We start from the raw sequence: 11,973 nt of genomic DNA, 5'->3' as shown, positions 1-11,973 counted from the left end.
CCGATGCCGAAGGTTTCAGTGACGGTCTTGGCGGTGCCCACATTCTTGGTATCGAAGCTGCCACTCTGGCTCAGCGTTACGGTGTCGCCGCTGACGACACCGCTGAGCGTGCCGCCGCTGACGCTGGCGGTGGTGGTGCCGTCATAGGTCTTGGAGGCGGCGCCGGCGCCACTGACGCTGACGGTGGCCGGGGTGATGTCGGCGGTGGTGGTAGCGGTGGAACTGGCCAGCACATAGTTGCCGGCGGCACTGCCGCCGATGCCGAAGGTTTCAGTGACGGTCTTGGCGGTGCCCACATTCTTGGTATCGAAGCTGCCACTCTGGCTCAGCGTCACGGTATCACCACTGATGACACCGCTGAGCGTGCCGCCGCTGACGCTGGCGGTGGTGGTGCCGTCATAGGTCTTGGAGGTGGCGCCGGCGCCACTGACGCTGACGGTGGCCGGGGTGATGGACATGCTATGTCCTGTGGCGAAACTGGTTTGGTAGCCCAGTTGATCTGCCAGGGTGCCCTGGCTAATGCTGTAGCTGCCGACGTTTTGCCCCGTGCTGCGTGCCAGGCTTCCTGTCAGGATTTGGCTGGCTGTGTCACCGTTGGCCTGGCCGGATATGGCATATCCCAGGCTGGGGTCTGTCGCGGCATTCTTGTCATATACCTTGCTGGGGTCGGTGGGTGTGATCGTGATCGTGGGTTGTTCACGGTACAGCACATAGGTTGTGCCATCTCCTACGGTGCTAGCACCCGGAGCATCGCCTGCCTGCTTGTTGTAGCGAAAGTTACCGCTACCCGCCGCGGCTTGTGTGGCCAGTGACCCGCCGAGACTTGTGGAGGCAAGCGAACCGCTGTAGACATAGATTTTTCTGCCGGAATCCACGGTGAGCGTGGCGTTGTTAATGACATCGCCACCTGTACTTGTACCGCGTGCGGTACTGGAGCCCGCTGTCAGCGTCAGATTTCCATTGCTGACGGCGATGTTGCCGCTGGTGGTTAAATTTTGCGTAAGTGTGGTCAGTTGTGCTGCACCAGTGGAAGCAATGCCTGTTACGCCCAGTGCATTGCTGTCTACTACGGTCACTCCTGCGGCGTTGCTGGCCGAGAGCGTGTTGAAGTTATTGCCCGTGTTTGCCAAGTTGATGGCCGCGCCACCGCCATTCAGGGTGGTTGCTCCACTGACGGAGAGGGCGCCGGTTTGCGTGATACCTGGTGCCGTCAGCGACAGTGCGCCAGTAATGCTACTGGTCCCTAGCGACAAGGCGGTACTGTTGACCAAGCTGGTGGCGCCAGCGCTCAACGAAACAGCGCCTGTGAATTTGTTGCTGGCATTGGTCAGGCTGATAGTGTTGCCGCCACCGGTGCTGGTGATGCTGGTGGTGCCTCCGACATTGGAGAAAACACCGGCACTGGAAGCCGCATCATCTGAAATGGCGCCAGCGGTGGACGTGATGGCTAGGTTGCCAGGAGTGCTGATGAAGCCCTTGTTCCAGACGGAATTGTGGGTGGAGGTTTCTGCAGTCTGGGAAGCCAGGTTGACAGGCGCCGCGGTCAAAAAAGCCAGGGTTGCATTGCCCCCCACATAGAAGCCGGTATATCCATTGACGGAATCTAGCGCGGCTGCATTGATGTTGACTGAGCTGGTCACCGGTGCGGAGATAGAGACGGTGCTATTGGCCGTACCGGAGCCCCACAAGCCGTCGCCACCGGCGTTGGAGCCGGTGAGGTTGATGGCGCCCGTGGTGGATGTGATGTTGATTTTTCCGGCCAACTTCAGGGCGGCATTGCTGTTGCTGGTAGTGCCAACTTGGCCCACGGTGGTGTTGACGCCCGAGATAGTCACCGTGCCCCCGGTGATATTGATCGCTGTGCTGGTGTTGCCCGCAAAATTAACGGTAGACAACTGGTTTCTATAAGTGGTCGATACCGGGTTAGAGGCATTACCCGTGATGGTTACGGCACCCGTGGTGGAAATGGAGTCTCCGGCACTAATTTCCACGCCGCCGCCGGCCCAGGTGCTTACAGCACCGGTCGCAGTACCCGTGAGTGTGATGCTCCCGCCTGAGGTGCTCTGCAAGGTATTGCTGCCCGTCAGCTTGACTGCAGTATTGTTTGTACTCATAAGCGAGGCGCCATTGCCATTGACGCCCGTAATGGTGCCGGTGCCGCCACTGGTGCCCTGGACCAAAATAGCTCCGCTGGCCGTAGTCAGGGTGGCGGAGTTCATGACCACTCCCTGTGAATTACCGTTGCTGGGCATGGTGCCCACGATGCTGATGGTGCCACTGCCACTGGTGGTCAAGGCGCCGTTCAAATATTGCAGGGCCGAGGCCGTGCCGTTTTGTGCGCCACTGGCGGTCAGGCTGATGTTGCCGCCATTGGCTGTTACATCGAGGTACTGTAGTTTTAGCCCATTGTTGGCGGCGGCCGTGCTCGTGGCGTTCGCAGTCATGGATACATTCAGTGTGCCACTGGTGCTGCTGATGCTGCGGTGTGCCCCCGAGGTGCCATTGCTGGTAATGCGGCCATCGGCAATCAGTGTCAAAGTTGAGGCTGAGCCAGCACTTTTCACAATGTTTCCGTTGATGGCGATATTGCCTTCTTGGGCTCCTCCTGCGGCGGTGGTCGTGATGGTCACGTTGCCGCCGCTGTTGAGTATGGTCTGGATATTGGTGGTGTTGACTGTCGAACCCGATGCTGAGGGAGCCCAGACGTTGCTGCTGAAGGCACCGCCCGTTTGCGCGGCACTGGATATGGTGACGTTGTAGGGGTCCAGCAACCACAATCCGCCTTGGCCTTGCGCGGCAGAGACATCGACTGAAATGCCGTTGGTATCCAGTGCGTGCCCGGAGGTTTCGATGGCACCTCCATTGCCGCTTTGCGTGCCACCCATAGCCCGGATGTTGCCGTAGACGTTGGCCACATCGGTGCCCCATACGACCACTTTGCCGCCATCGCCAGCCAGTGTCGCGCTGGCGTCGATACTGGCTGTGGGGGCCATATAGGTTGCGTTGGAGTTGGGTTCGGGGCCTAGTCCTTGCTGATTGCCACCAACCAGCACCGTACCACCGCCCGCCGGGCCGCTGGCAATAATGTGTGCGTCATCAAACAGGCCAACTTTTTGCCCCAGCACTTTCACCGTACCGCCACTATCGCCGGAGTTTTGGTCGCTTGCATCCAATGTACCGCTGACTTGCGTGGTGGTTCCCTCGTCGCCCAGAAGCTCGATGCTGCCGTTGCGATGTGACACGGTCCTGGCCTGGATGATGCCGCTGTGGTTGATGACGGCGTTGTTCAATCCTTCAAGCCCCTTGGCCGTCAGTACTACCCGGCCTCCGTCGGCCAAAACCATGCCGCCGTTGTCTACCAGGGCTTGAGCGGCACCCTGGGTGAGAACATAGCCAAGAGGGCTGCCGTCAACCAGTTTCAGATTGACGCCGTTAGCGGCCGCCAGCAGCACGTCGCCCTGTGGCGCGTTGATCTGCCCCGTGTTCGTGACACTTGGAGCAATCAGCGCAACCTTGCCACCTGCAGGCACGGTGATGGCTCCACGGTTCACCACGCCTGCCGTATTGTTGCCCGCCAGGTTGTACAAACCGGCTTCAAAGTCGGCATTACTGATATTCAAGGTGCTGGCGACCAGCCCCCCGACGTTGACTTGCGCACTAGCCCCGATAAGTACGCCATTCGGGTTCAGAATGAACACGTTCCCATTGGCTATCAGGCTACCCAGAATACTGGTTGATTCCTTGCCGGTAACGCGGTTTAGTGCAATGGCCTGGGCATTGGGTTGTATGAAACGTACGGTTTCATTGGCCCGAATGCCAAAGCTGGACCAGTCGATCGCCAGGCGTTGGCTGCCTTGGCTGATCGTAGTGTTGAGGCCAGCTTGGCTGATGCTGCCAGTGCCGGAGGTTATATTGCCGCCCGCCGGTTCGGCCTGGCCGGGGTCATGGAAGAGCAGGGTTGTGAGCAGAGCCGCCAACCCTTGGCAATGCGTCTTGCCAAAGAGCCTACCCGACTTTACTGGCTGTGCTCGGGCTTCCGTTGATGGAAGGCGGTTCGGAGCATCGGGGGCTAAAGAATGATCTACGAGTGCCCAAAACTGAGAAAACGGTTGCTGTTGCATGATGGTGTCATCCTTGCCTCTACTCCCTGTTTATCTTGCCAATATTTGGGCTATCAATTTTTGACATGGGTCACTTGCCTACTCACAAGTGACTAAAAAACGCTCGTTCTATTTGACTTTTTTCGCCTGGGCGACAGACCATTTGCCGGCAAAGGCTTGCAGGTCGCTGAGGCGTTTGAGCAGGTCGGCACCGGTGGGGGTGACGCTGTAGCCATCGGAGCCATGGGTCAGCAGGTCGGCTTCGCGCAGCTCTTTCAGGCGGGTGTTCAGGGTGTTGGGGGTGACGCCGCCGACGCTGTCCTGCAGCAGGCGGAATGTCTGGGCGTGGCCGTCGCGCAGAGCCCACAGCACGCGAATGGCGTAGCGGGACTCCAGCAGGGCCAGCAGTTGGTGGACGGCGACGTTTTCTTTGGAACTCATATGGTGTTCTCCTCGGGACAATGTGCGGTGGGAAGTCTGGCGGGCCTGGGGGCGCACGCCCAGGCGGCGCCACGACTATAACGCAAAAAACCTATTTTGCTACTAGTTTAATAGCATTGTAAGCAGGAAGTGTCTGCACTGTTCCCCAAAATGGGGCGAGGGAATTAGCGGCGGTAGATTTTTTGCAGCAGGCGTATCAGCGTTTTGCGCTCGGTTGCTGTCAGGTGGGAGGTGGCTTCGATTTCCAGCTGGCCCACCTCGGATTCGACTTGTGTGGCCAGTTCAGCGCCGCTGTCGGTGACATGCAAACCCATAGCGCGGCCGTCCATGGGGTGGGGTTTGCGCTCGATCAAACCGCGCTTTTCTATGGTGTTGAGCATGCCCACCAGGTTGGGTGGCAGGATGTCCAGCACGCTGGAGAGCTGGCGCGAGGTGATGCCGGGGTTGTGCGCCACCAGCAGCAGTATGGACAGGTCCACGATGCGCAGATCATGGCTGGCGATGTGCTCGCGGATGATGTCCACGATGAAGAGCGAAGCCCGCCGGGCGTTGTAGCCCACCAGACCCTCCAGCGAGCTGGTGTCTATGCTGTGGACGGCCTGTGGGGGAGTGCGCGGGCTGGTTGCGGTCATGGCACTATTTTGCCACCCGCTCCGAGCATGCCCGGAGCGGGTGCGGTCCTTATTTGCAGCTGAAGCTGGCGGCGCTTTCTATGTCTCCGGTGCCGTTGTAGGTGGCAACTTTGGGATAGACGCACAGCGGCCGGCTGCGGCTGGCGGACCAACCGCTGGGCACGTCGGCATTGACTGCGACGGCATTGCCGGCGCCGCGCGCATTGGCGACCACGCTGTCGGGCGCCTGGCCCTTTTCCACCCAGTTGACCAGCGGGGTCAGCATGTCGAACTGGTCGGTGGACGGTCCGCCTGAGCAGTGGTTCATGCCGGGCACGCGGTAGAAGCGTGCGAAGCTGGCAGCGTTACCGCCGTTGGCGGCGCGCAGCGATTCATACCAGGTGGTGGTGTCGTCGCTGGAGAAGATGGGGTCGCTGGTGCCATGGTAGACCATCATCTTGGCGCCGCGGTCGCGCAGCTTGGACAGATTGCTGGGGTTCACCGGCTGCATAAACGAGAGTGCGCTCTCGGTATAGGTGGCATTGGTTGCGCCCACACGGGACAGCATCGTGTCCACATTGCCGGTGAGCGCGAATACGGGGCCATTGAAGGTGGCCGCGTCTTCCGGCGGTGTGGGCCAGATCAAGCCTGCGCCGCCAGAGTCCAGTACCAGCGGCGAGGTGAACTTCCAGAAGGCAAAGTTGCTAGTGGCCAGGCCTGCATCGAAGGGCCAGGTGGAATAGATGCGTGCGCCGCTGCTGGTGGTGGCGCCCGAAAACAGTTTGGACACCACGGTCTTTTGTGCGGCCGACAGGCAGGTGCCGTCGCGGCTGCCGCTGCAGGTGGGCACATCGGTGTTCAGACTGAAGGCGGCCTGGCAGGCTGTGGTGTTTTGCACCAGACCGTCAGTCACACCATCCAGGGCATCGCATTTCGCTAGCACAGCGTTGGAGACCACGGCCCGCTCCGCAGTGGTGAAGGCGGTGGATAGGTCAGAGCTGCTGGTCGCCACCGTGGCATAGGCTTGTGCGCCGGCGATGTTGGCGATGGCCGCCAGCGGCAGGCGGAAGCCGGGGTCGCCAACCAGGTAGCCGTCGTATTCCTCGGGTTCGCGCGTGGCGGCCACCATGGTGTGGCGCCCGCCGTTGGAGCAGCCGCCGAAGTAGGAGCGGTCCGGCCCCTTGCCGTAGGCGGTCTTGATGGCGCTCTTGGCCATGGGCGTGAGCGTGGCGGCGGCCTGGTAACCATAGTCCAGCCGGGCCTGCGGGTCGATACCGAAATTCGCTCCAAGGGCGGCGGCATGGCCGGCGTCGGAGCTGATCACCGCGAAGCCCATGTTCAAGGCGTTGTTCGGGCCGCCACTGTTCTCGCCGTCGACATTCCCGATGGCCGTCAGCACATTGCCGTCGATGCCGCCATTGGCTTGGTAGAAGAAGCGGCCGTTCCAGGCGTTGGGCAGGCGCATCTCGAAGCCGATGGCGTAGCTGTTGCCGTCCACGGCGCTGACGCGCTGGTTCATTGTGCCGGTGATCTGGCAGTGCGCGGGCACGGGCGTGCCGGCCACCGTCAGTGTGCCGGCGGCGATGGCGTTGGCGGCGGTGATGGTGGTGTTGGCAAAACTGATCTTGCTGGCCAGGTCGGTGCAGGACAGCAGCGAGGCCGGCGTGGCGGCGGAGAGCTGCGGCAAGCCGCCGTCCGAGCCGCCGCAGGCCCCTAGCAGCGCGGCGGGCAGGGCCGACATCGCCAGTAAACGGATGTGCATTCGTGTTCTCATGGCTTCGTCTCCAGGGTTGAGGTACACAGGCGCCCGCAGCATGCCCTCAACCATGGTGTTGCGTGCTGCAGGTTTGGGTAAGTTTGCTATCTAAGTGATAGCTGCTAGCGCAGGTTTCGTGTGCGCTGGATGCTTGTTTTCCTAAATTTCTGCGGCAGGCGCTGGCACCTTGGCAAGATGCTCAGCGCTGCAGGGCAGGGATGTTAGAAAGCGTGCCGAACGCCAAAGCTGACACCGTTTTGCGAGCCACCTGCAGCGGGTGCGCTGCCCGTAGCACCACCGCTGACCGACACCGCAGCCAGCGTGTCGTTGCTGATATGCCCCACCTGGGTATAGACCGCCGTGCGCTTGGACAAGGCGTACACCAGCCGGGCGGACAACAGGGTGGAGTTGCCGTTGTCAAAGTTCTTGTAGCGCAGGCTGGCCCACTGGCCGTCCAGCGTCAGTGCGGGGGTCAGAGGGTAAGACGCGCCGATGTACCACAGGTCGCTCTTGGGCTTGGTGGTGCTGCCTTCGTTGTTGCGGCGAATCACCCCACCGCCGATCTTGGCGCCCATGACTTTGACGTAAGCGGCTGCCAGTGTGCGGCTGTCGCTGGTGCTGCTGCTGTTTAGGCTGCCAAACACCACGTCCGTGCTGCTGGCCGGAGTGCGGCCGTTCAGGGTGTCGTAGGTCAGCGTGGCGCCCCAGTCGGCGGTGTCGTACTTGGCGGTGGCTGACCATTGGCGGCAGGCCTGGGCGTCGGTGCCGCTTTCACCGGCGCAGTTGGTGCCGGCCGGGCTGGGGCCGGCGTTCACGGTGTCGCGGCCCAGGCTGTACTCAGCGCCCAGGGTCAGGCCGCTGAAGGTGCCGCGGTAGGCGATGGAGTTGTCGGCGCGGGAGTTGGGGATGTAGCTGTCCAGCGAACCCAGTGCGTACAGCGCAGGTCCGATCACGTCGGAGTCCTGGATGGACCAGAACAGGGTGGAGTATTGGCGGCCCAACGTCACGCTACCCCAAGACCCGGCCAGCCCCACGTTGGCCTGGCGGCCAAACAAGCGACCGCCCTGGCCGGATGCGCCGGTATCGGGGGCAAAGCCCATTTCCAGTGTGAACTGGGCCTTCAGACCATCCCCCAGGTCTTCGGTGCCGCGAAAGCCCAAACGGGAGGGCAGCGAACTGGTGTTGCTGGGCATGCGGGTGATGCCGCCCACGGCGTTGACGTTGCTGACATGTTCCACGCCCACATCGATCAGGCCGTAAAGGTTGACGCTTTGCGCGTGGACGGAGCCGGCTGCTGCCAGCGCGGCGAGGGTGATGATGTGCGATGTCTTTTTCATGGTTTGTCTCCTTGAGGTGGGGGGTGAGGGGGACGCGGTGTACTTGCTATATTTTTAATAGCTTCTTGCGCAGTATCTATCTGCGATGGAAGCCTTTTTTATGGTGGTGGTTTGCGGGCGGCGCCCAGGTAGGTGTCAATCACCCTTGGGTCTCGGGCCAGGTCGGCGGCGCGGCCTTGCAGGCTGACGTCGCCCATCTCCAGCACGTAGCCGTGGTCGGCAGCTTCCAGGGCGGCGCGGGCGTTTTGCTCGACCAGCAGAATCGTCACGCCGGTCTGGCGCAGGGTGTGGATGATCTTGAAGATCTCGCGCACCACCAGCGGTGCCAGGCCCAGGCTGGGCTCGTCCAGCATCAGTAGGGTGGGGCGCGACATCATGGCGCGGCCCACGGCCAGCATCTGGCGTTCACCACCAGACAAGGTGCCGGCCAGCTGCAGGCGCCGGTCCTTCAGGCGCGGAAACAGGGCGTAGACCACATCCAACTGGTCGCGCCAGGCCTTGTTGCGCAGGCGCAGCTGGCGGAAGGCCCCCAGCACCAGGTTGTCTTCCACGGGCATGCTGCTGAACAGCTCGCGCTTTTCCGGCACCAGGGCCATGCCCAGCATGACGCGGTCTTCCAGCGACAGCTTGTGCAGTGGCTGGCCCTGGAATTCCATTGCACCCTGGGACGGCAGGATGCCCATCACCGCATTCAGCAGCGTGGATTTGCCAGCGCCGTTGGGGCCGATGACGGTGATGACGCTGCCGGCGGCCGCCTGCAGCGACACGCCGTGCAGTACTTCGGCCTTGCCGTAGCCGGCGCGCAGGCCGGAGATGGAGAGCAGGGGTTGGCTCATGCGGAGACCTCCTCGGGTTGCGGTGCGGGGGCTGCGGTGTCTTCGTCGGTGCCCAGGTAGGCGGCACGCACGGCGGGGCTGGCCTGCACCTGGGCGGGTGTGCCTTCCATCAGGTGGGTGCCGAACTCCATCACCACGATGTGGTCGCAGACGTCCATCACCAGGTCCATGTCGTGCTCGACCAGCAAAATGGCCATGCCCTCGGCTCGCAGCTGGCGTAGTACCGCGCCCAGGGCCAGCTTTTCCTTGTGGCGCAGGCCGGCGGCGGGCTCGTCCAGCAGCAGCAGGGCCGGGTCGCTGCACAGTGCGCGGGCGATTTCCAGCAGGCGCTGCGGGCCCATGGCCAGGTTGCCGGCCAGCTCGTGCAGTTGGCTGCCCATGCCCACGCGCTGCAGCTGGTGTGCGGCCTCGCGCAACAGGCGTTGCTCTTCGTGGCGGTCCAGGCGCAGCATGGCCGACAGCGCACCCTTGCTTCCACGCAGGTGGGCGCCCAGGGCCACGTTTTCCAGCACCGTCATTTCCGGGATCATCTTCACGTGCTGGAAGGTGCGCGAGATGCCGCGCTGGGCGATTTCGCGCGAGGGCAGGCCGCTGACCACCTGGCCGCGGAAGCGCACTTCGCCGGATGTGAGGCCCAGCACGCCGGTGATCAGATTGAAGGTGGTGGATTTGCCCGCGCCGTTGGGGCCGATCAGCCCGCTGATCTGCCCGGCCCGGATGCTGAAGCTGATGTCGTTCACCGCCGTCAGGCCGCCAAATTGTTTGCGGATGGCGCGCACGTCCAGCACCATGCTGCCGGCTTCGGGCTTGTTACGTTCGGGCAGTGCGGTGGCCTGGGTCCAGTCCTCGGCCCGGGGTGGGTTGGGCAGCCAGCGCGCCACCAGCGACCACAGGCCGTCGGGCAGGTACTTCAGCACCAGCACTAGCACGATGCCAAACACAATGGTTTCAAAGTTGCCACTGGCGCCGATCAGCTTGGGCAGCAGCACCTGCAGCTGGTCTTCCAGCAGCTTGGTCAGCAGGGCCCCGGTGAGTGCGCCCCAGATCTGGCCTACGCCGCCCAGCACGGCCATGAACAGGTATTCAATGCCCATCTTCAGGCCGAAGGGCGAGGGGTTCACCGTGCGCTGGAAGTGCGCGAACAGCCAGCCTGATACGCTGGCAAACAGCGCGGCAATGGTGAAGATGCCGATCTTGAAGCGCAGGGTATTGATGCCCATGGCCTCGGCCATCAGCGCGCCAGTGCGCAGCGAGCGTATGGCCCGGCCGGTGCGCGAGTCCAGCAGGTTGATAAGTGCAAAAGCGCCCAGCAAGACCAGCACCCAGGTCAGCACAAAGAAGGGTTTGCCGCCGCCCAGGTCCCAGCCGAACAGGGTGATGCCGGGTACGCCCAGCAGGCCGTCGTACTTGCCCAGCGCGTCCAGGTTGCCCATCAGGTAGTAGAGCGACAGGCCCCAGGCAATGGTGGCCAGCGGCAGGTAGTGGCCCGACATGCGCAGCGTCAGCACACCCAACAGCATGGCGCTGGTGCCGGTGATGGCCAGGCCGATGAAGACGGTGAGCCAGGGCGACAGGCCGTATTGGGTGCACAGGTAGGCGCTGGTGTAGGCGCCCACGCCCACAAATGCCGCCTGGCCAAAGGAGGTCAGGCCGCCAATGCCGGTCAGCAGCACCAGGCCCAGCACCACCAGGCTGTACAGCCCGATGTAGTTCAGCTGGGTGACCCAGAAGTCGGGCAGGGGCAGGCAGGCGAGCAGGCCCACGGCGGCCAGCAGAAGCAGGCGCAGCACGGTGTTGTTCAAAGGGGTTTTCATCGTATGCAGCCTGCGTATCAGTGGTCGTGGTCGGCGTGGCCGCTGGCGAGCGAGCGCCACAGCAGTACCGGCAGGATGAGGGTGAACACGATCACCTCCTTGAAGGCGCTGGCCCAGAACGAGGAAAAAGCCTCGACGATGCCCACAAACAGCGCGCCAATCGCCGCCGCCGGGTAGCTGGCCAGCCCGCCGATCACCGCGGCCACAAAGCCCTTGAGGCCGATCAGAAAACCGGAGTCATAAAAGATGGTGGTGGTGGGGCCAATCAGCAAGCCGGACAGCGCTCCTATCAGCGCGGCCATGGCCAGTGTCAGGCTGCCTGCCGTGTGCGTGGAGATACCCACCAGGCGCGCGCCCAGCCGGTTGATGGCGGTGGCGCGCAGGGCCTTGCCATACAGCGTGCGCTCAAAAAACAGCCACAGCAGCACGATCAGCGCCAAGGACGCCGTGCAGATGATGATGGCCTGGCCATTCAGGTTCATGGCACCCAGCTGGAAGCGCTGGTCCCAGAACGTGGGGTTGCGAAAGCCCTCGGCACCAAAGAACAGCAGGCCCAGGCCGGTCATGGCGAAGTGCACACCCACCGAGACGATCAGCAGCACCAGGGTACTGGCATCGGCCAGCGACTGGTAGACCACGCGGTACATCAGCGGGCCAAAGGCTGTCACGATGCAGACGCTCAGTGCGGCCTGTACCAGCAGCGGAAACTGGCGTGGCGCGGCCCAGGCGGTGATGGCGGCAATCGCTACCGGAATGGCCAGGGTGCGCAGCAGGGCCAGGACCGTTGCGCCGGGCTGGCGCAGGCGCTGCCAGGCGCTCCAGGCGTTCATCAGCGCGGCCACGCTGGCCAGAATCACCAGCAGCCAGACGGTGCCGGGGATGGCGCCGGTCTGCAATATGGCCAGGGTGAGTGCGCCATAGGCGACGAATTCACCCTGCGGGATGAAGATGACGCGCGTGACGGCGAACACCAGCACGATGGCCAGGCCGAGCAGGGCGTAGATCGCACCGTTGGTGATGCCGTCCAACAGCAGGACGCTGGCAATCGAAAAATCCATGGAAAGTCCTAGAGAAATAG

8 protein-coding genes are annotated in these 11,973 nt (G+C 62.8%); all 8 read right to left on the bottom strand.

The genetic code is table 11. From position 1 onward, the window contains the following. The coding region (locus AC07R0_RS25485; RefSeq protein WP_495106993.1) for a beta strand repeat-containing protein at window positions 1-3,977 on the bottom strand (3,977 nt) is incomplete at its 3' end. Window positions 3,978-4,229: 252 nt separating this feature from the next. Next, complete coding sequence (locus tag AC07R0_RS25480; protein WP_490590074.1) at window positions 4,230-4,541, bottom strand: winged helix-turn-helix transcriptional regulator; 312 nt, start codon at window positions 4,539-4,541, stop codon at window positions 4,230-4,232. A gap of 164 nt (window positions 4,542-4,705) precedes the next feature. Further along, window positions 4,706-5,173: a MarR family winged helix-turn-helix transcriptional regulator gene (locus tag AC07R0_RS25475; protein ID WP_495097213.1), complete on the bottom strand. Its 468-nt coding sequence runs from the start codon at window positions 5,171-5,173 to the stop codon at window positions 4,706-4,708. 49 nt (window positions 5,174-5,222) lie between these two features. Continuing rightward, a complete protein-coding gene (locus tag AC07R0_RS25470; protein WP_495106992.1) occupies window positions 5,223-6,914 on the bottom strand; it encodes a tannase/feruloyl esterase family alpha/beta hydrolase in 1,692 nt (563 codons plus the stop codon). Between the two features lie 215 nt (window positions 6,915-7,129). After that, a complete protein-coding gene (locus tag AC07R0_RS25465; protein ID WP_495106991.1) occupies window positions 7,130-8,245 on the bottom strand; it encodes a porin in 1,116 nt (371 codons plus the stop codon). A gap of 98 nt (window positions 8,246-8,343) precedes the next feature. Continuing rightward, the gene (locus AC07R0_RS25460) at window positions 8,344-9,081 is read right to left on the bottom strand and encodes an ABC transporter ATP-binding protein (protein ID WP_495106990.1); all 738 of its coding nucleotides are present in this window, start codon (window positions 9,079-9,081) and stop codon (window positions 8,344-8,346) included. Further along, window positions 9,078-10,895, bottom strand: coding sequence for a branched-chain amino acid ABC transporter ATP-binding protein/permease (locus tag AC07R0_RS25455; RefSeq protein WP_495106989.1), 1,818 nt, complete (start codon window positions 10,893-10,895; stop codon window positions 9,078-9,080). Before AC07R0_RS25455 ends, AC07R0_RS25460 begins: the two co-directional genes overlap by 4 nt. 17 nt (window positions 10,896-10,912) lie before the next feature. Then, entirely contained in the window at window positions 10,913-11,953 is a 1,041-nt protein-coding gene (locus AC07R0_RS25450; protein ID WP_495106988.1) for a branched-chain amino acid ABC transporter permease, read from the bottom strand. Between the last annotated feature and the right edge of the window lie 20 nt (window positions 11,954-11,973).

The sequence above is a fragment of the Rhodoferax sp. GW821-FHT07F03 genome, from assembly GCF_059418745.1.
Note: the sequence above shows the minus strand (reverse complement) of the source record. Positions and strands in the feature narration are given on the sequence as shown.